This is a genomic window from Dyella caseinilytica (assembly GCF_016865235.1).
Lineage (GTDB): Bacteria > Pseudomonadota > Gammaproteobacteria > Xanthomonadales > Rhodanobacteraceae > Dyella_B > Dyella_B caseinilytica.
The window spans coordinates 3,574,150-3,593,347 of the sequence record NZ_CP064030.1 but is presented as its reverse complement, the minus strand read 5'-3'; the positions used below and the strand labels follow the sequence as shown (position 1 = coordinate 3,593,347).

The 19,198-nt window shown below is 60.2% G+C and carries 16 protein-coding genes and 1 other RNA gene; 3 read left to right on the top strand and 14 right to left on the bottom strand.

Annotated features, from left to right (window positions below; translation table 11 throughout):
* Positions 1-115: 115 nt before the first annotated feature.
* The 5 genes from ISN74_RS15845 to ISN74_RS15825 all read right to left on the bottom strand — a co-directional run bounded on the left by ISN74_RS15845 (position 116) and on the right by ISN74_RS15825 (position 2,583).
* Entirely contained in the window at positions 116-553 is a 438-nt protein-coding gene (locus ISN74_RS15845; protein WP_188800136.1) for an EVE domain-containing protein, read from the bottom strand.
* Positions 554-833: 280 nt separating this feature from the next.
* Positions 834-1,448 (bottom strand): 5-formyltetrahydrofolate cyclo-ligase, encoded by a 615-nt coding sequence (locus tag ISN74_RS15840; RefSeq protein ID WP_188800135.1) that lies wholly within the window; start codon positions 1,446-1,448, stop codon positions 834-836.
* Positions 1,449-1,834: 386 nt separating this feature from the next.
* Positions 1,835-2,020, bottom strand: a non-coding RNA gene (gene ssrS, locus ISN74_RS15835) — 6S RNA.
* Between the two features lie 7 nt (positions 2,021-2,027).
* The gene (locus tag ISN74_RS15830) at positions 2,028-2,366 is read right to left on the bottom strand and encodes a cell division protein ZapA (RefSeq protein WP_188800134.1); all 339 of its coding nucleotides are present in this window, start codon (positions 2,364-2,366) and stop codon (positions 2,028-2,030) included.
* Positions 2,359-2,583 carry a TIGR02449 family protein gene (locus tag ISN74_RS15825; RefSeq protein WP_188800133.1) on the bottom strand — a complete coding sequence of 75 codons (225 nt, stop codon included), beginning with the start codon at positions 2,581-2,583 and terminating at the stop codon, positions 2,359-2,361. Before ISN74_RS15825 ends, ISN74_RS15830 begins: the two co-directional genes overlap by 8 nt.
* Before the next feature lie 99 nt (positions 2,584-2,682).
* Between ISN74_RS15825 and ISN74_RS15820 the strand changes: the two genes are divergently transcribed.
* From ISN74_RS15820 to ISN74_RS15810, 3 genes are all read left to right on the top strand, one after another.
* Complete coding sequence (locus ISN74_RS15820) at positions 2,683-3,246, top strand: UPF0149 family protein (RefSeq protein WP_188800132.1); 564 nt, start codon at positions 2,683-2,685, stop codon at positions 3,244-3,246.
* Positions 3,204-4,553 carry an aminopeptidase P N-terminal domain-containing protein gene (locus ISN74_RS15815; RefSeq protein WP_188800131.1) on the top strand — a complete coding sequence of 450 codons (1,350 nt, stop codon included), beginning with the start codon at positions 3,204-3,206 and terminating at the stop codon, positions 4,551-4,553. The genes ISN74_RS15820 and ISN74_RS15815 overlap by 43 nt, the downstream gene beginning before the upstream one ends.
* A gap of 427 nt (positions 4,554-4,980) precedes the next feature.
* A complete protein-coding gene (locus ISN74_RS15810; protein WP_188800130.1) occupies positions 4,981-7,074 on the top strand; it encodes a phosphocholine-specific phospholipase C in 2,094 nt (697 codons plus the stop codon).
* A gap of 65 nt (positions 7,075-7,139) precedes the next feature.
* On the opposite strand, the gene ISN74_RS15805 is transcribed toward ISN74_RS15810, so the two are convergent.
* The 9 genes from ISN74_RS15805 to ISN74_RS15765 all read right to left on the bottom strand — a co-directional run bounded on the left by ISN74_RS15805 (position 7,140) and on the right by ISN74_RS15765 (position 19,159).
* The gene (locus tag ISN74_RS15805; protein WP_229679315.1) at positions 7,140-7,856 is read right to left on the bottom strand and encodes a hypothetical protein; all 717 of its coding nucleotides are present in this window, start codon (positions 7,854-7,856) and stop codon (positions 7,140-7,142) included.
* A 113-nt stretch (positions 7,857-7,969) separates the two neighbouring features.
* On the bottom strand, positions 7,970-9,742 hold the full coding sequence (gene cydC, locus ISN74_RS15800; protein ID WP_188800129.1) for a thiol reductant ABC exporter subunit CydC: 1,773 nt from the start codon (positions 9,740-9,742) through the stop codon (positions 7,970-7,972).
* Positions 9,739-11,478 carry a thiol reductant ABC exporter subunit CydD gene (cydD, locus tag ISN74_RS15795; RefSeq protein ID WP_188800128.1) on the bottom strand — a complete coding sequence of 580 codons (1,740 nt, stop codon included), beginning with the start codon at positions 11,476-11,478 and terminating at the stop codon, positions 9,739-9,741. The genes cydC and cydD overlap by 4 nt, the downstream gene beginning before the upstream one ends.
* 62 nt (positions 11,479-11,540) lie before the next feature.
* Positions 11,541-11,753, bottom strand: coding sequence for a hypothetical protein (locus ISN74_RS15790; protein ID WP_188800127.1), 213 nt, complete (start codon positions 11,751-11,753; stop codon positions 11,541-11,543).
* A gap of 9 nt (positions 11,754-11,762) precedes the next feature.
* Positions 11,763-12,896, bottom strand: a complete 1,134-nt coding sequence (gene cydB, locus ISN74_RS15785; protein ID WP_188800126.1) for a cytochrome d ubiquinol oxidase subunit II — start codon at positions 12,894-12,896, stop codon at positions 11,763-11,765.
* 3 nt (positions 12,897-12,899) lie between these two features.
* The gene (locus tag ISN74_RS15780) at positions 12,900-14,480 is read right to left on the bottom strand and encodes a cytochrome ubiquinol oxidase subunit I (RefSeq protein WP_188800125.1); all 1,581 of its coding nucleotides are present in this window, start codon (positions 14,478-14,480) and stop codon (positions 12,900-12,902) included.
* A 555-nt stretch (positions 14,481-15,035) separates the two neighbouring features.
* Positions 15,036-16,355 carry a Xaa-Pro dipeptidase gene (gene pepQ, locus ISN74_RS15775; RefSeq protein ID WP_188800124.1) on the bottom strand — a complete coding sequence of 440 codons (1,320 nt, stop codon included), beginning with the start codon at positions 16,353-16,355 and terminating at the stop codon, positions 15,036-15,038.
* A 69-nt stretch (positions 16,356-16,424) separates the two neighbouring features.
* Positions 16,425-16,757: a PilZ domain-containing protein gene (locus tag ISN74_RS15770; protein WP_188800123.1), complete on the bottom strand. Its 333-nt coding sequence runs from the start codon at positions 16,755-16,757 to the stop codon at positions 16,425-16,427.
* Positions 16,754-19,159, bottom strand: a complete 2,406-nt coding sequence (locus ISN74_RS15765; RefSeq protein ID WP_188800122.1) for a DUF1631 family protein — start codon at positions 19,157-19,159, stop codon at positions 16,754-16,756. The genes ISN74_RS15770 and ISN74_RS15765 overlap by 4 nt, the downstream gene beginning before the upstream one ends.
* Between the last annotated feature and the right edge of the window lie 39 nt (positions 19,160-19,198).

Here is a 19,198-nt window from a genome sequence, read left to right as displayed (position 1 = left end):
ATGGTGTATGGCACGCAGCCTGCAGTCGGACATTTTCCCTAAATTCAATGTTGCCGAGCCGTCATCCCAGCGAAAGCTGGGATGACGAGTTATTTAGCATTTCTGCAGGACATCACTACTCAAGCGTAAGGATGTACTGCCAATCCTTGCCATCCACCGGCATCACCGACAGCCGATTGCCTTTGCGCAGCAGCGCCATATCAGCGAGTTTGGGATGATTCTTTAGCTCATCCAGCGTGATGACGCGCTTGAGTTTTCGCGTGAATTTCACATCCACCAGCATCCAGCGCGGATTGTCGCGGGAGCTGCCGGAATCGAAGTATTTGCTCTTGGGGTCGAACTGGCTGGGGTCGGCGTAGGCATCGCTAGCCACTTCGGCGAGGCCGGCAATGCCTGGTTCGGCGCAGTTGGAGTGGTAGAAGAACACGCCATCGCCCACACGCATGCCGTCGCGCATGAAATTGCGCGCCTGATAATTGCGTACGCCATCCCAGGCTTCGCGCTTTTTCCGCTTGAGATCGTCGATCGAGAACGTGTCAGGTTCGGATTTCATCAACCAGTAATTCAAGAGCCTGTCCTCATGGTTTGCATGGTCCGCGCCGAAAGCTGTTTGCCCGCATGGCAAGGAAGAACGAATGAGTGTATGTCGATACACGATTGAGTGATAACGCAGCCATGTGGGCAAACAGATCCGGCCCGAAGGGTTGCTTACCTAGGGCCGCCAAGCGCTGCCGCGTGGCTCGACCTGACGGCCAGTCAGGCACATCGCCACGCACCATCACCTGGCGGCCCTAGGTAAGCAGCGCGGACTATGCAAACCATGAGGGCAGGCTCTAGCTTGCATCTCCGGTAGCGTTGGCGCGGCAATCGACCAGTTCGCGGTCGGTGGCGATGAAGTCCAACGTCACATCCCAGCTTTCTGGCGCAATCTCCGGCAATTCCTGGAAATCGTAGGCGATGCCGACCAACAATGGCTCGGTAGGGCGCAATTGATCCTTGAGGAAAGCGAAGCTGCGGTCGTAATAGCCGCCACCGTAGCCAATGCGATTGCCTTGGCGATCGAAGCCCAGCAGGGGTACCAGCACCAGGTCGAGCTGGAACGGGGCAAACCATTCGTGCGGCGTGACCGGTTCAGGAATGCCGAATCGGTTGGGTTGTACTTCGTCCCCGGCGGCCCAGGGAGCAAAGCGCAGCAGGTTGTCCTTGCCGATCAGCGGCAACAGGAACTGCTGGCCACGGTTGGCCAGGGGCGGGATGACGAGGTTGAGCGGCAGTTCGCCGTCGCAGGCCCAGTAGCCGGCCACACGCTTGTCCGTATGGTATTCGGGCAGATGCTCCAGGCTGCGCCGCAAGCCTTGGGCGGCGATCATGCGCTGGGGTGGGGTAAGGGCGCGGCGGCGTTCAGCCAGCCGCTGGCGCAGTTCACGGCGTCGTGCGGCGGTATCCACGTCGCGCGTCTCCTAGGGATGCTCTGATCCATTCTACGTAGGCGTCACCGGCTCTGTCCGTTCGCAGGCCACAGGACCATCGACGAGGGCAGACTGGCTGTCTGTCGAGACGATGGGCCGAAGGGATGCGGACGAACAGAGCCGGCCCCAACGAGTTGGATTTTAAATGATGGGGTGATGTCCAGAAGGCTCGCAGGCTGCGCCGCGCGGCTTGCAAAGGCATCCGGCCTTCCCTGTGCCGCGCAACACACCCTGCGAGCCTTCTGGACATCATGCCGCCTGCGTAGAATGGATCAGGGCATCCCGAATGACGCCCGCGGACTCCCAATCGGCGATCCGCTCCCCGGAAGCCGTTTTGAAACGGCTTCCGGGCTGGGAATGAGGTGGCGTTAACCGCGATGCCGCTACCCACCAAACGACCTTGATCCGAGTGGGATCAGGTGGGAGGGATATCAAGGCCTCGAGGCTTTCCGCTCGTGGCGGACATGCACAACAGCCTTAAGTAACCGCCCCGGGCCGTATATAGGAACAAGGCAAATGTAAGAGTGTGCTGGCGCACACCGCAGATAACGCCGTCGTCTATTTTAGTTGCGTGTCGAGTGCGGCTTCAAGCTTGCGACGCAATGTGGCCAATCCTTCAGCGATGCCAGGTTCAGACACGTTGTTGTTTGTATTTGCCACCGGGCGCTTCTGCAGTTGCAGATATTCGTGTGTGATGCTGATCGCAGCGAGCACCGCCAGCCGATCAAAACCCGGCGTCTTGGCGTGTGTACGCAATTCGCGCATCTTGCGATCGAGAAAATTCGCCGCTTCCAGCAAGCCTTCACGCTCTTCCGGCGGGCAGGCGATCAGGAATTCGCGATCGATCAGCCGCAGTGCAACCGGCTCGTTCGTGGACGTGCTGATAACGTCAGCCATTGTTCTCAAGCGCCTTGAGTCGTTGGATCATGGCCTCTACCCGGCTACGCGCCTGTTCGTTGCGCGCCAGCAGTCCGGCGCGTTCGCTCGCCAATTGTTCCTGGCTATGACGCAGACTGCGATTTTCTTCGCTCAACCGATGCACATGCTCGAGCAGCCGATCAAGCTGCTGGCTCAGCGCGGCAAGCTCGTACTGGGCGGTGTCGGGTGTGTTCATGGCCCGAACTATATCAGGACGCCGATAGAAATCTGCGGTCCGGAACAGTTGGGCTGGCAGTCGATTAAACTTGTGGCTTGATCTCTAAGGAGTACGGTAATGACCGCCCAAGAACCCATCGGTTATGACGAACTGGACGATGTCATTGCCCACTTGCGGCTGGCCGTCAGTGCCAGTGAGTTGCACGGCTCCCTATGCGGCTTCCTGGCCGGGAACGGCCGGCTGGGCCGGCGGCCGTTGCTGGAAGTGCTGCAACTGGATGCTGGCGGCATCACCGTTCCCCCCGACGACCAATCGGTGCTGGATCAACTGGTGCGCCAGAGCGAAACGGAACTGGCCGACCCTGAACTCGGATTCGAACCGCTGCTCCCTGCCGATGACCGCCCGTTGCCTGAGCGTGCCGATGCCCTGGTCGACTGGTGCCGTGGTTTTCTGGGTGGCTTCGGTCTTGGCGGCCCCGATGCGCATGCCCGGCTTTCGGAGGAAGGGCAGGAGGTTTTGCGCGATCTCGGCGCGATTGGTTCTTCTTCACTGGACTTCGGCGATGAAAGCGAAGACGAGGATGCACTGATCGAAGTGCATGAATTCGTGCGCATGGCCGCCATGTTGCTGTTTACCGAATGCCACATCACCGCCCAGCCTTCCAGCGATACCCTGCATTGAATATTGCCCTCGACGAATTCGCACGTCGCCGTCGCCAGCTGATGAAAATGGCCGGTGATGATGCGGTGGTGCTGATCGCCACCGCGCCCGAGCGCATGCGCAACGCCGACGCTGCGTGGCCGTACCGCCAGGACTCGGATTTCCATTACCTGAGTGGCTTTCCGGAGCCTGACGCCGTCCTGGCGCTGCTGCCGGGGCGCCAGCACGGCGAAGTGGTGTTGTTTTGCCGTGAACGCGATCCGGAGCACGAACGGTGGCATGGCGAATCCATCGGCACCGAGCGTGCTGTGGCCGATTACGCCATGGACGATGCCTTTCCTATCGATGATATCGACGACATCCTGCCCGGAATGATCGAAGGCAGAGGGCGCGTCTACTGCCATTTTGGCCGTGAACCGCAATTCGATGCGCAGTTGCTGAGCTGGATGCGGCGATTGCGTCAGTTGCGCGGTGGTGGCGTGGTGCCCAAGGAATTCGTGGCGCTGGGTCATCTGCTCCATGATCTGCGTCTGTACAAATCACGCGCCGAGCTTAAATTGATGCGTGCCTCCGCGGAGATTGCCGCAGAAGCACACTTGGCGGCGATGGGCCTGGCAAGTGCCGGGCGCCACGAATATGAAATCGAAGCCGAGCTGTTGCGCGTGATGCGCAGCCAAGGCGCGGTCGCGGCGTTTCCGCCGATCGTCGCCACTGGCGTCAATGCCTGCACCATGCATTACGTGGCCAATCGCGCGCCGCTGAAGAACGGTGATCTGCTGCTGATCGATGCCGGCGCGGAACTGGATTGCTATGCGTCGGACATCAGCCGCACGTTTCCGGTCAACGGCCGTTTCAGCCGCGAACAGCGCGCTTTGTACGAAGTGGTGCTTACCGCGCAGCAGGCAGCGATTGATGAAGTGCAGCCAGGACGTTCCTACAGCGCTGCGCATGATGTTGCCGTGCATGTGATTACTGAAGGCTTGTGTGCACTGGGCCTGCTCAAGGGCGATCCAGCCGAAGTCATCGAACAAGGCAGCTACAAGCGTTTCTATCCGGCCAAGACCAGCCATTGGCTGGGCCTGGATGTGCATGACGTCGGTGATTACCGCGTCGATGGCGAGCCGCGCATGCTTGAGCCGGGTATGGTGCTTACGGTGGAGCCGGGCATCTACATTCCTCCGGATGATGTGACGGTGCCTGAAGCTTGGCGCGGCATCGGCATACGCATCGAAGACGATGTGGCGGTTACGCGAGATGGTCATGAGGTGCTTACGGCAGGGGTGCCGAAAGATCCGGAAGTACTTGAGGCATTGTTGGTGCGGCGATGATCTGGGCGACCGGTGTTGATGCGCTACACATACATTGAATTTCAACATCGCCTTACCGTCGTCCCGGCGAAGGCCAGGACCCAGCGACTTACCGAACTTCAAAGACATTGGGTCCCGGCCTTCGCCGAGACGACGGTAAGGTGGCAAATGGATTCATGGGTTCATGTAACGCGCAAAGCCATTCGCTATCGATGATCTGGTTGTCTATACAACCACTGCTCTTATGCGCGAATGCATCCTTTTCGACGTACCACTACGCGCTGCATGCACACGATGATCGTGAAGAACACGTCATGACTCGCATGCGCTTGCGCGTATGAGTGTGATCAAGCGCAAATCACCGCAATAAAATCACGTGATGTCGTACGATTGAAACGTTCACGACCGAGCATCGCGCAACATGTCCGTGCCGTAAGGAAAGTGCTTCATGACGACCTCGATGAATCGCCGCAGGTTTCTTCAGCTTCTGGGAAGCACTGCAATGGCCTCGGCGCTCCCCGCCAGCATCGCACGCGCGATGGAGATTCCCGCCAATCGGCGCACGGGCTCGATCGAGGACATTGAGCACATCGTGATCCTGATGCAGGAGAATCGATCCTTCGATCACTATTTCGGCTCGCTGAAAGGCGTGCGCGGTTTCGGTGATCCGCGTCCGGTCAATCTGACGACTGGTAATTCGGTGTGGTATCAGCCCAATGGTTCCAGCTATGTGCTGCCATTCCATCCCACCGCGCCGGACCTGGGTCTGCAGTTCCTGGAAGATCTCGCGCATGACTGGACCAGTACACACGGTGCCTGGAACCAGGGCAACTATGACCAGTGGGTGCCGAACAAAGGCACCACCACCATGGCATACCTCACGCGCGACGATATTCCCTTTCATTACGCGCTTGCGGATGCCTTCACCATTTGCGATGCCTATCATTGCTCGGTGATGGGGCCGACCGATCCGAATCGCTATTACATGTGGACCGGTTGGGTGGGTAACGATGGTGCAGGCGGCGGTCCGGTGATCGACAATGCCGAAGCCGGCTATTCCTGGTCGACCTTCCCGGAAGTGCTGCAAAAAGCAGGGGTCAGCTGGAAGCTTTATCAGGATGTAGGCACCGGCCTCGATGCCGCTGGTTCCTGGGGTTGGACCGATGACGCGTACATCGGCAATTACGGCGACAACTCGCTGTTGTATTTCTTCCAATACCGGAACGCGCAACCTGACAGTCCCCTGTATCAAGGGGCAAGAACCGGCACCAACATTTCCGTCAGTGGCACGTTGTTCGACGAGTTGCGCGCCGATGTCATGGGCAACAGCTTGCCGCAGGTGTCCTGGATCGTTGCGCCCGAAGCCTATACGGAGCATCCGAACTGGCCGGCCAATTACGGCGCGTGGTATGTGTCACAGATACTGGATGCGTTGACCAGCAATCCCGAAGTATTCAGCAAGACGGCGCTGTTCATCACCTTCGATGAGAACGACGGTTTCTTCGATCACATGGTGCCGCCGTGCGTGCCGCCCTCGAACACCCAAGGGCAGTCGACGGTTTCCATCGCCAACGAAATCTTCCCGGGCAGTAGCAGTTATGAGAGTGGACCATATGGCATGGGACCGCGCGTGCCGATGATCGTGGTGTCGCCGTGGAGCAAGGGTGGCTGGGTTTGCTCCGAAGTGTTCGATCACACCTCGCTGATCCGCTTTATCGAGCGCCGTTTCGAGCGCCAATATGGGGATTTGCAAGAACCCAACATCACTGCCTGGCGTCGTACAGTTGCTGGCGATCTGACGTCCGCCTTCGACTTCGCCAAGCCTGACCGCAGCCAGCCTTCGCTACCCAGCACCAGTGCCTACCAGCCACCGAACGATCAGCGCTATCCGGATTATGTACCGACGGTGCCGACGGATCAGAGCTTGCCGAATCAGGAAGCTGGTATGAAACCGGCACGCGCGTTGCCGTACGAGTTGCACGCCACGGCGCTTTTCAACGAGCAGGGTGTGTTGGGCATCAGGCTGGAAAACACCGGTAATGCTGGCGCGTGCTTCCATGTACGCGCGGCCAATAGCTCAAATGGACCGTGGTATTACACGGTCGAAGCAGGTAAGTCGCTATCGCCGACCTGGCCCACGCAAGCGGCTTACGACTACAGCGTCTACGGTCCGAATGGCTTCATGCGTCATTTCAAGGGCGATCTTTCGTCTCCCAAAACCACCTTGCGTATTGCCGTTCGCTACGATGTCAACGAGGGCAGTGTCGTGCTGGAACTGTCCAACGAGGGTCACGATTTCTGCAACGTTTCCGCCGAAAACCTGTACAACGGCGAATCCATCACCTATGCACTTCATCCCGGCGAGCAGCAGCGCAAGAAGTGGTATCTGGGGGATAGCTACGGCTGGTACGACTTGGTCGTGCGCGCGGATGCGGAGAATGGATTCGTGCAACGTTTCGCAGGCCACGTGGAGACGGGCGCGCCGAGTGTTACCGATCCGGCGATCGCTCAATCCCGCTGGCAGAACCTCAACAACGTTTGAGCCGAAGTCTCCGGTTGCAAGCATGTGAACAAAGGGCGCCTGTTATGGCGCCCTTTGTTTAGGCATCAGTAGTGCATGCTCGAAGGGGCCCTCGTGCCATCGGACCAATCGCCGAGCAATACGAACATGATGGTGACGCGTTCTTCCGGATCGTTCGCAGAGATAACGGGCGAGCCCGGCAAATCCGCTCCCCAGCTTTTTGCCGGGTCGTCCGATACAAAAAACATCAGGTGCGGATGCCAGTGCATGCCCTCATCGTTCAGATATTGCTGCTTGGACATCATGTAGCACATCGCGCCAGGTTCGAGCGGGGACAACTCCTTGCTGTTGAATGCAGCGTTTATTGACTTGGGAATGTCCGCTCTCGACTCTCCCGCGAGAATCCACGTTGTTTTCATCAAATAGATGGGTAAAAAGCTTCTGACAGCGGCTGGATTGAAGCACATCGGTGCGCGCACTTTGGGATTCCAGAATTCGGCGTTATCGGTGGCGGCACCCCATCCGCGCTCTACCACACAGACAAATCCGTTGCTGCCTTTTACGGCGGTTGTATAACCCTTGGGTCCTAGGACCATGATTTCGGCGGCCTGTGAAATCGAAGCGGGTGCGGCGCTACGAGCGAGCGCGATTTCCGCTTGTTCATTCGATATCAAATACTGATCGAGCGGCGCCATGGACGCATAATCCGAATGCGTCTTTGCTTGCGCCAGACAATGGGTGCTGCTCAACAAGGCTTGAGCCACGAACACCAAGGCAACGAACTTGACACGGGTCTTCCACATAAACCCTCCCATTCGCTTTGACTGCAGAAGTGGGGCAACCTCGTTCTTCCTGGCCATCTGGAAGTAGGGCAAGGATCCATGATGCGCCTACGGCGCATATAAAGCATTACCTGTCATGACAGGGCAGTGGATGATGGCTCGTGCATGGTTTGCGCATCCGGGATGAAGCGCGACCGATAAGCTTCCACCGGCAAGCGCTCGACCACGCGTCCGTCGCGCATCACCGCCACTTCGTCAACAAGCGAGCAGAGTTTGCCTAGCCGATGCGTGATCACGAGGAGGCTGCGTCCGCGGGCCGCCACGGCGATGCTGTCATAGAGTTCGTTAGCTGTCACAGCATCCAGCCCTTCCGTGGGTTCGTCCAGAATCAGGATGGGTGCGTCCATCAGCAACGCGCGTGCGATGGCAATACGCCTTGCCTCGCCTCCCGAAACACGGATGCCATTTTCGCCGACCCACGTATCCAGACCATGCGGAAGGCTGTCGACGTAGCTGTCCAGCCGTGCCTGTGTAATCACGGTGCGAAGTTCTTCGTCCGTGACATCGGGGCGACCAAGCTTGAGGTTCTCGCGCAGGCTGGCGTCAAACAGATAAGGTTGTTGTTCGACTACCGCGATGTGGGATCGCACCTCATCGCCGCCCAGATTTTCGAGAGGAATGCCGCCAAGCGCGATCCGGCCTTCAAAAGGATAGAAGCGCAGCAGTGCACCCATCAGGCTGCTCTTGCCCGCGCCGGAAGGTCCCACCAAAGCCAACCGCGCGCCTTGCGGCAGATCCAGGTTCACACCATCGAGCGCCCAGGATGCAGTTTCGTTGTAACGCAGCCGCAGTTGCCGAATGGAAAGGTCGAAATGTTCGATGGTGGGTGAAACCTGTGCGGGCTCTTCGATCGCTGGCGGTGTATCGGCCAGCGCAAAGACGCGCTGCGCTGAGGCTAGCGTTGCACCCCATTGCGCCCAGGCTTCGGGTAGTGGCGCGACAGCCTCGAAGCTTGCCTGAGCCAGTAAGGCGAGCATAACCAGATCGGGGCCGGCGAGCGTTCCTTCATGTAGCGCAGGCAGGCCTAGCGCGAGCGCACCGATCACCGCTAACTGGGCGCAAAGCATGACGCCTGCACTGCCCATGGCCTGCAGCCCGTCGAGCTTGCGACGCGCCTGCTGTTGTTGTGCGGTCATCTTGACGATGCGTTCGGCATGCATGGCTTCGGCGCCGTACAGCACCAACTCCGCACGTCCGCGCAGGCCATCGGCCGTCAGCTCGCGCAGCGCTTCGGCGCAGGCCACGGTTTCCGCTCCTGGTTTCTTGCCGTGTTGCGATGCCTGCCAGGGTAGATACCAGGCGCTGACTGCAAACAGGGCAGCCAGGCAAGCGCCGAGCCATGGCATGTAGATCAGCGCGACAATGAGCGCACTGAACATAACCGTGATGGCAGTGACGGCAGGAATGGCAATGCCGAGGTAAGCATGTTCGAGCGCGTCGATATCCGCGCGCAAACGGGAGAACAGCTCGGCGCTGCGCAATACGGTCAGGCGTGCGGGTGCAAGCGGAGCCAATCGCGCGAAAAGCCACGAACGCAGACGCGCGAGCAGGCGCAAGGTTGCGTCATGGGTTATCAGGCGTTCGAGATAGCGCCCCAGCGTGCGTACGATGGCGAGCAGGCGGATCAGCGCCGCTGGTGTGTAGTAGTTGATCGCCGCACCGCTCGCGCCAGCCAGCGCCATCGCGGTAATGAAGTGACCGGATACCGCAATCAAGCCGATGCCGGCGAGCGTGCTCAGCAATGCGATCATTGTGCCGGTCAGCATCCAGCCGCGCTCGGTGCGCAACAAGGCAAGCAGGCGGCGTGCCAGCAACAGGGATGATGCAGGAGCGTCCGCGCGCCTCATGCAGCGCGATCCGCAGCGAGCAGGCGGGCGAAAGCGCCATGGGCTTGGCGCAAGGTGCTTGCGCGCCCGGTTTCGACGACGCGCCCTTCCGCCATGACAGCGACGTGTTCATCCGCACCAATCGCATCCAGGCGATGGGCAATGCGTATCACCGTACGTCCTTCGGCGAGCTTGCTCAGCGATGCGTTGATCTGCGCGGCCGTCGAGCTGTCCAGGTGCTGGGTGGGTTCATCCAGCAGAAGCACGGGCGCGTCACGCAGCCAGGCGCGTGCCAGCGAAAGCCGCTGGCGTTCTCCGCCGGAGAGTCCTTGGCCGTGCTCCCCCAGTGGCGTATCCAGACCCCGTGGCAGGCGCGCAATGACCGGCGTCAACGCCGCGGCGTGAATGGCGCGTTCCAGTTGCAATTCATCAGCATCGGGCGATGCCAGCAACAGGTTGTCGCGCAGTGTTCCACGAAAGATGTGCGGTCGCTGCGGCACCCAGGCGATGTGGCGACGCCATGCATCGAGATCGAGATGGGCGAGATCTTCGCCGTTGATCAGGATGCTGCCGTTGCGCGGAGTGGCGAATCCCATCAGCAACGAAAAAAGTGTGCTCTTGCCGCTGCCGGTGGTACCCACGATGGTCAACCGTTCGCCTGCGGTGACAGCAAGGTTCACATCAGACAACACATCGCGTCCATCGTCGTAACCGAAAGTCACCTGACGGAAAGCAACAGCAATCTGATTCGAAGTGATGGAGTGCTTTGTTGTATGCACAGTATTCGCAAGTACGGGTGCTTTTTCTTCCAGAAGCGCCGCAAGATCCTCGGCAGCGGCAGCAGCTTCCATCTTGCGGTGCCGCTGCGTGCCCAGGGCGCGCAACGGCAGGAAGAATTCCGGCGCCAGCAGCAGTACGAACAGGCCAGGCTCGAAACCCAGGGTTCCCCATAACAAACGAAAACCAACCAGGACGGCCAGTACGGCAATGCTCGCGGTGGCGAAGAATTCCAGCACCAGAGCGGAGAGAAACGCGATCCGCAGCACCGCCATGGTTTCCTGTCGATAGGCATCTCCGGTGGCGGCGAGAAAAGCTTCTTCGCGGCTTACTGCGCGGAACAGTCGAAGCGTGGTGAGTCCGGCCAGCGCATCCATGAAGTGCGCGCCCATGCGGCGCAGCCGTTTCCAGCGTCGCTGGCTTGCCTGCTCAGCAGCACGCCCGACCAACAGCATGAAGATGGGAATCAGCGGTGCTGTTGCCGCCAACACAAGAGCCGACCACGGATCTGCAAACAGCGCTGAAGCAAAAATGATGGCGGGCACGATCGCGGCAAAGGCCAGTTGCGGAAGATAGCCCGCATAGTACGGAACCAATGCATCGACACCGTCGACGAAGCGCGTGACGATATCGCCGCGTGATTGCTGTGCTGCCCAAAGCGGACCAAGCGTGCGCAGCCGTTCCTCCAACTTCAGCCGGACCGTCGCGCTCACCTTGGCACCGGCCTCGAACGTCGTGCGCCTTTGCTTCACCGTCAACGTGAAACGCGCCACGGCAATGAGTGGCAGCCAGACCAGCCACGGCCAGAGCGAAGCGAGCGGGCTGGCGTGAAAAATCGCCTGCGACAGCACGTGCGCCACCAGCCACGCGCCAGCGCACATCAATACGGCTTGCAAGGCGCCTGCGACGATGCCGTTAACGAGCAGATGGCGCACGGGGCTGGCTTGTTGCCGTAGCCAGCTGGTCGAAGCAAGAGGCATCCAGATCTCCACAACGCAGGGTCGGCGTAGTGCCGACCCTGCGCATCAACACGGTGTAAACATCACGCGTTCCCGGCTGACCCCTTCGACGCCTGGGCGCGGCGCTCGTCCTGTGCGTCGAGCATCACACCGCCGGCCGCAGCAATCAGCACGATCATCGCCGTGCCCACCAGCCACGCGAAGTACCATGCGCCTGCATCGCCGAGAATGACCGCCATGACGATGACCAGCATCGCGATGAACATGAGAAGTACGAATAGCAGAAACGTTTTCATGGCACGTCCTCAGTAAGCGTGCTCGTCATTGACGATGTGATCGGCCTTGACCTTGCCGCGCATCACGTAGAAAGCCCAGCTCGTGTACCAGATGATCAGCGGCACGAATACCGCGGCAAAGCCGACCATCCAAGCCAGGGTGAGTTCGCTGGAACTGGAGTTCCAAATGGTGAGGCTTTGATCCGGCGTGCTGCTGGATGGCAGCAGGAATGGGAACAGTGCTGTACCTGCGGTGCCGATCACGCCCAGCCAAGCTACCGCACCCAGCCACCAGGCCAGGTGTGAGCGGCGCGCGTTGGCCGCGAGTCCGCCCGCCAACATGCCGGCAAACCCGAGCACCGGTACGACCCATAGCAGAGGATGCGCAGCGAAATTCGCGAACCATGAACCATCCACGCGCGACACACCTTGTTGCAGCGGTGTCTGTGGTACGCCAGCGCCCGGGCCGTGGGCGATGCTGTAACCGGCCATACCGTGCACCCAGAAACCGCCGATCGCAAACAGCACGATGGCAACGATGGCGGAAATACGAGCCAAGTTGCGCGCGCGTTCGTAAATCTCATTCTCCCCGCCGTTCATCATGGTGGTCGATCCCATGAACACCGAGAGCGACAATGACAGCAGGCCGCAAAGGATCGCAAACGGATTGAGCAGGGCAAGGAACGAACCGGTGTAGTGCGAGGTAAGGTTCCATTCGAAATGGAACGGCACGCCGTGGAACAGATTGCCGAATGCCGCGCCGAATACCACCATCGGCACGAAGCCGCTGATGAAGAGTGCCCAATCCCACACATTGCGCCAGCTGGTGGATGGAAGCTTGCTGCGATACTCGAAACCGAGCGGGCGCATGATCATGCTCCAAAGCAGCAGGAGCATCACGACGTAGAAGCCCGAGAACGCGGTGGCATAGATCAGCGGGAATGCCGCGAACACCGCACCGCCGCCGAGAATGAACCACACCTGGTTGCCATCCCAGTGCGGGCCAATGATGTTGAGCGCCACGCGGCGTTCCACATCGTTGCGTCCCACATAACGCAGGATGGTGCCCACGCCCATGTCCATGCCAACCATCACCGCCAGGCCAATCAGTAGCACGCCCAGCAGCAGCCACCAGATGCATTGAAGTACTGCATACGTTTCCATCGATCAACCCTCCGCGTAGCCGGCCAGCCGTGCAGCCTGGGATGTATGAGGTGAATGTGCATCATGTCCATCGTCCGGGCCGCGACGGATGGCGCGCACCATCAGGTACATCTCCACGATGATGAAGATGGTGTACAGCGTGACGAAGCCGATCAGCGAGAAAATCATGTAGCCCACGCTATGCGTAGAGGCGGACATCCAGGTAGGCAGTACGCCGAACACGGTCCAGGGCTGTCGTCCCAGTTCGGCCACCACCCAGCCCATTTCGCAGGCGATGAAAGGCACGGGAATCATCCATACCGCGATCACCAGGAACCAGCGCTTGCGCTCGACAATATTGCGCATGGTGTAGATCACGGCGAGCACGAAGTACGCCAGCATTGCCAGACCCAGCGCCACCATCAGGCGGAAGGACCAGAACACCGGTGCCACTTGTGGAATCGCATCACGCGCCGCGGTAGCGATCTGGTCGTCGGTTGCCACGGTTACATCCGGCGCATAGCGCTGCACCAGAAAGCCGTAGCCGAGATCTTTCTCGTGCGCATGGAACTGCGCCAGTGCATCCGGATCGCCGGGGTTGGCCGACAACGTCTTCAGCGCCGACACCGCAGGAATGCCGTCACGAATGCGCTGGGTGGCATCCTGTTCCAGTTCATCGACACCCGGCACATTGCCGGTGAGCGAATGCGTGACGAGCAGCGACAAAGCGTAGGGAACCTGGATTTCGCCGTAGTTGGTCTGGTACTTCTGCGAGGGGAAAGCGATCAGGTTGAACGGCATGGGAGCCGGTTCGGTCTTCCACAAACCTTCCATGGCAGCGAGCTTGGTCGGCTGAGCTTGCGCACCGACGAAGCCCAGCGCGTCACCCAGCGTGATCACACCTGCGGTGGCGAGCACACCAAACAGGACGGCCATACGGAACGAGCGGCGTGCCAGATCCGTATGCCGGTTTTTTAGCAAGTACCATGCGCTGACACCCGCGACAAACACCGCAGCCGTGACATACCCGGCGATGCTGGTATGGACGAATTTGGCCTGCGCATCGTGGCTGAAGATGAGGTCGGATAGGCTGGTCAGCTCCATGCGCATGGTCGCTGGATTGAAGTGCGCGCCCTCCGGCAATTGCATGAAGCTATTGGCGATCAGGATCCACAGCGCCGAAAGGTTGGAGCCCAGCGCCACGAGATAGGTGACCGCCAGATGTTGGCCGGGACGAAGGCGATCCCAGCCGAAGGTCATCAGGCCCACGAACGTGGATTCGAGGAAGAAGGCCATCAGGCCTTCGATGGCCAGTGGCGCACCGAAGATATCGCCCACGAAGCTCGAGTAGAACGACCAGTTGGTACCGAACTCGAATTCCATGGTGAGGCCGGTGGCCACGCCCAGCGCGAAGTTAATCAGGAACAGCTTGCCCCAGAATTGGGTGATGCGCTTGTAGATCTCCCTGCCTGTGATGACATAAACCGTTTCCATCGCGGCCAGCATGAAGGTCATGCCCAGCGTCAGCGGAACGAACAGGAAGTGATACAGCGCCGTGAGTGCAAACTGCAGACGTGACAAATCGACAACATTCATGTCGTGCATAGCGAAGGCTCCCTTACACAAAAATCGGGTGCATGCGCAGCCGGGCCGGGCATCGGCAATGGCAGGCGAAGAAGGTGTGAATGCAGGACCTGAGCGGCCCGTCTGGAAGCAAAAAAGTGGGATGCGCGCGCAATCCCAGGGCCACGAGCCCAGGGCCTAGCAGACAACGGAAGCGTATTCCTGTTGGTCAGCATGGCTTGTCCCCTGCGGGTAGCGCCCATCCTACACGCGTCGGCGCCAAAGAAAAGTACGGTCCTGTCCATCAATCCACGGGGAACATATAACGTCATCTACGTGTTCATATTGTTGATGAAGATCCGTGGATCTGCGGTTTCTGCGTCGAATGACCGCACAAGCCATGATGCCGGGTATACATTTCGCGCTTTTTAAAAAGTAGAAAGCCTCGGGTTACCGAAGGTGTGCTGCGCGACTCAAGGTAGGAATTGTCCGGGCCGTATGACCCTCATCGCAACCACTGCGTATGCCAGAGCGAGTGCCTTGCGGAATCGCACGCCGGACGGTGCTTGATGCCATCCGGCGTGCGTTGATCAACGATTAGTTCAACTTTGCAAAAGCGTCGCGCGTGAGATTTTCCGGCTCGCCGTGAGTGCACACGACATCGTCCTCGATGCGAATGCCGCCATAAGGACGGAAGGCGTCGACCTTGCTCCAATCGACATCCTTGGACTCCGGTTTGCTGCGCAGTTCTTCCAGCAGCATGTCGATGAAATAGAGGCCCGGCTCGATGGTGACCACCATGCCAGGCTCCAGCACGCGGGTCATGCGCAGATACGGGTGACCTTCCGGACGCGGAATGCTGCCGCCGGTTTCGCTGGACTGGAAGCCTGCTACATCGTGCACCTGCAGACCGATCGGGTGACCCAGGCCATGTGGAAAGAAGGTGGACGTGACGCCGGATTGCACCGCGCTTTCCGCACTCATGCGGATCACGCCATGCTCGCGCAGCACATTTGCCAGCACGAGATGCGCATGGATATGCAGTTCCGGATAACTTTGCCCGGTTTTCACTTTGGCCACAAAACCAAGCTGGGCTTTTTCGACGCTGTCGATCAAGGCCTGAAATTCGCTGTGGCCGCTTGCGGCATAAGTGCGGGTGATATCACTGGCATAACCGGCGGCGCTGCCACCTGCGTCGATCAGAAACGAGCGGCTTTGCTTTGGCGGCAAGCGATCAAAGTGGGTGTAGTGCAGGACCGCACTATGCTCGTTGAGGCAGACGATGTTGGAATAAGGCAGCTCGGCATCGGTCTGGCGCGCCGCGGCGAGATAGGCCATCTGGATGCCGAACTCACTTTCGCCAGCACGGAAGGCTTTTTCCGCCGCATGATGCGCACGTGTACCAATGACACTCGCTTCACGCATCAGGGCCAGTTCGTAAGCTGTCTTGTAGCTGCGATGCCAGTGCAGATAATCCGTCACGGCGTGAGGATTGTTGACCTCAACGCCCTCGATGTCCGGGCAGTTCGGCGCAATCACTGCGCGCTTGCCTTTCGGTAACTCAGCCACAGCCTCGGCAGCCGTGCGCACGATGGTGATATCGAAGTGTTCGACCCAATAGCCGCGCGGTGCAGCGGGCACAACATGCCAGTAATCGCGCGGCTGCACGAAGATCAGCTTCGGCTTCTCTCCGGGCGTATAAACCACCCAACTGCCTGGCGTGTCAGTCAACGGCAGCCAGTGACGAAAATGCGGGTTGGAGACGAAGGGATAATCCTGGTCATCGAGAAACTTGCGCAGCGGCGTGCTGGCGGCGATCAACAGATGATCAAAACCACCCAGTGAGAGGGCGTTGTCGGCGCGCGTGCGCAAAGTGGCGATGTGTTGGGCGTACAGCGGGGCGAGATCGTGGCTCATGCGGCTTTCCGGCGTTGGCATTCACCCGCCAGTTTAGAACCGCTGGCAACGTTCCGCTTGTCCCGGGAGTCAGCCCTGCTGCAACCAGTGCTCCAATTGCGTCGCATCCGCAGTGCCGATGGCGATGATGCGGTAGCCGGCCCAGGTCTGACCGGGCGTCGCGGCCGGTTCGTGCCACTGCTCCTGGATACCGATTTCGATGGTGGATGCGGTGCCGTCATGTCGCGGCAGTGGCAGCGTCACCTGGTAGACCGCTTCGTTGCGCGGTACGCGCTGGCCGATCAACAGCATGCCGTTGCTGGAAAGATTGCCCAGGTGCCCGAGCGGTTGGCCGCTGATCGAGTCGGTCACCATCACGCTGTAATCCGGACGCTTGCGTGGTGCGCGGCGTTGTTCGTTCATGAGCGGACTTCCGGCAGGGGCGAAGCAGGCCGCAACAAGCTGTTGGTCAGGGCGTGCCAGGCACGGTCGAGCAGGTTGTCGTCCTGCGGCGGCAGTTCGCGCACACGGCCGTTGCCGATGGCTCGCGCCAGCTCCTGCAGGTTCATGACATCGCTACGCTGGCCGCGGCGATTGACGAACAGGCTGTTGCCCGAGACGGGGGAGAACCACGCCAGTTTGCGCTGAGTGGTTTCGCCCGTGTTCGGATCGGTGAACTCGAACCAACTGCCGAAGGGCATCTGGCGCAACCGGTTATGGATACGTGCTTCGCGCAAGCCCAGTGGGGGCACCACAGCGGCATTGGTGGCGGGTGCCGCTTCCTGCCCACGGTGTTCGCCGAGGCGCTGGCGCTGCTTGAGGCGGATAGCCAGGTCGGTCGCGCTGGGGGCGTCGGCCGTGCGTGGAGGGGCTGCGGGAATAGGCTTTGCCGCGACCACGGGTTGGGGCTGCGCCGGTTGGGATGCCTGGGGCGGGGCTTGTTCGGCAATAACGGGAGGTGCTTCGGTGAGCGGGGGCGGCGGCGTGGCCTCTGCCGCGGGCGTCTCAGCCAGCGTCTCCGACGGGGCGCTCGCCACCTGTTTGTCCACACCGATCAGCCGTTGCGCGACCTGTTCGGCTTCTTCGACGTTCATGCCGATCTGCTGCAAGCCGGTCTCTACTTCGTGGCGCAGCAGGACCGGGTCGGTCACCGGGAACTGGCCCAGCAATTGATCGGTGATGCGCAATTGCTGCCGGAACGCATCGCTGTGCTCGCCGTGCCGCAAAAGATTCAATGCAAGGACATCGGTCCAGGCGCGTTCCAGCAATGTGCGCAACAAGCCCCGTGGCGAAGCGAGCTTGAAGCGTTCGGCCATCAGTTCATCCGCGCGCTGGCGTGCTTGCTCCAGGCGCTCGCGGCCTTGCATCGCTTCGACATGACGGCGCTCGGCTGCCTGCGCTTTGCGGGACAGTTGCGCCAGGTGATATTCGATATCCGCCAGCAGGCTGGTATAGAGCCCTGCGGAGGGTGGCTCCTGCTGGGTGCGTTCCACCAGATGACTCAGTTTGGCCAGCAACTGCTGGTCGGTTTCGCCATCCGGTCCGTCGAGCCAGTTGTTGATGGCTTCGGCGAGCTTGTTCAGCATCTGGCGCGCGGGATGTTCGTGCTGGTTGAAAAAATCGCGATCGCTTACGGCAAGACGCAGCAACGGCAATTGCAGGTTGCCAAGCAATTGGCGTGCGTCAGTGCCGTGATGCAATTGGCTTGCGAGCTGCTCGAACAACATGGCGACCAACTCCACCGTGTCGCCCTGTTCCGCAGTCAGTTGCGTGCGCGCAGCGCCAGCGGGTAAGCCGGCATTGAGTTGCAACAGCAGTTCTTCGTGCAGGCGTTGAGCGCTGCGCAACTCGCGGCTGGTCTGGTCGGTCACCTGCACCATGTGCTGCTGCAATGCCGACAAGGCGAGCTGGAGCTCTTCCTGCGTTGCGTGGCGACCACCAGCGCTTGGAGCAGGACCGGCCGTTCCGGTGCGCATGCGTGACAACAGGTCGCGCAGTGTTTCAAGCACTGCAATGGGCTCACTACGCTCGCCCGCGCTTCCCGATGCTGTGGGATTCGCCGCCGGGGTGGTAGTGGGCGATACGCCCGGTTGCGCGGGACCGTGAGTGGGTCGCGTCGCCGCGAAGGCGCGCAGCTTCGGCAGAATGCCATCGGCCAACAGCTTGGCGTTGATGCCTTCATACAGCGATATCAACGCGCCGCCGACACTGCTTTCGAATACCTGTAACAGAATCAGGCGATGTTCGATGGGCAGATTGAACGGTTCGCTGACCTCGCGCAGGATCTGCGCCATGTTCTGCGGACTCGGCGGCAATGCCTTGCCTTCCAGCGGAGGCGATCCGACCAGCACAGCCAGACGGTATGACAGTTCGGACAGCAACGCACCGTTGTGCGCTTCGGTGCGTGCGGCAAGTTTGTCCAGCGCGGCATTCAACTCGTGTTCGTTGCGGTCGAGCAGCGTCAGTGATTGCAGGCTGAGCGGCTGGGAGGCGTCGTCATCGTCATCGGTGTTTCCCATCGCTTCGAAACTGTCGCGCAGCCGAGCGGCGAAGGATTGGATAAAACCATCACGCCCTTGCTGGATCAGATTGCGGCTGTCAAAGCAGCGCTGTTGCTCGAGATGATTGCGGGATTTTTCGGCCAGGTCGTAAAGGCGCTTGTCGAACCGGTCCAGGCACAGACGCAGTGTTGGCTCGATCCAGTGATCGCACAGCGTGCAGGCTGCATCGATCAGGCGTCGCGCACGCACCGGCATATCACCGTGGAGAGCACGGCGATGGTGGTCGCGGGCGGCAGACGGATGGACCCTCGGTTCGACATCCATGACCAAATTCCAGAATTTCCCCAGGGGAAAGTGTAAGCC

Coding starts and splice junctions, on each gene's coding strand:
- ISN74_RS15825 (WP_188800133.1), bottom strand. CDS start 2,583: ATGAACACACCCGACACCGCCCAGTACGAGCTTGCCGCGCTGAGCCAG.
- ISN74_RS15820 (WP_188800132.1), top strand. CDS start 2,683: ATGACCGCCCAAGAACCCATCGGTTATGACGAACTGGACGATGTCATT.
- pepQ (WP_188800124.1), bottom strand. CDS start 16,355: ATGAGCCACGATCTCGCCCCGCTGTACGCCCAACACATCGCCACTTTG.
- ISN74_RS15805 (WP_229679315.1), bottom strand. CDS start 7,856: ATGTGGAAGACCCGTGTCAAGTTCGTTGCCTTGGTGTTCGTGGCTCAA.
- ISN74_RS15780 (WP_188800125.1), bottom strand. CDS start 14,480: ATGCACGACATGAATGTTGTCGATTTGTCACGTCTGCAGTTTGCACTC.
- ISN74_RS15845 (WP_188800136.1), bottom strand. CDS start 553: ATGAAATCCGAACCTGACACGTTCTCGATCGACGATCTCAAGCGGAAA.
- cydD (WP_188800128.1), bottom strand. CDS start 11,478: ATGCCTCTTGCTTCGACCAGCTGGCTACGGCAACAAGCCAGCCCCGTG.
- cydB (WP_188800126.1), bottom strand. CDS start 12,896: ATGGAAACGTATGCAGTACTTCAATGCATCTGGTGGCTGCTGCTGGGC.
- ISN74_RS15810 (WP_188800130.1), top strand. CDS start 4,981: ATGACGACCTCGATGAATCGCCGCAGGTTTCTTCAGCTTCTGGGAAGC.
- cydC (WP_188800129.1), bottom strand. CDS start 9,742: ATGAGGCGCGCGGACGCTCCTGCATCATCCCTGTTGCTGGCACGCCGC.
- ISN74_RS15790 (WP_188800127.1), bottom strand. CDS start 11,753: ATGAAAACGTTTCTGCTATTCGTACTTCTCATGTTCATCGCGATGCTG.
- ISN74_RS15815 (WP_188800131.1), top strand. CDS start 3,204: ATGCCACATCACCGCCCAGCCTTCCAGCGATACCCTGCATTGAATATT.
- ISN74_RS15770 (WP_188800123.1), bottom strand. CDS start 16,757: ATGAACGAACAACGCCGCGCACCACGCAAGCGTCCGGATTACAGCGTG.
- ISN74_RS15765 (WP_188800122.1), bottom strand. CDS start 19,159: ATGGATGTCGAACCGAGGGTCCATCCGTCTGCCGCCCGCGACCACCAT.
- ISN74_RS15830 (WP_188800134.1), bottom strand. CDS start 2,366: ATGGCTGACGTTATCAGCACGTCCACGAACGAGCCGGTTGCACTGCGG.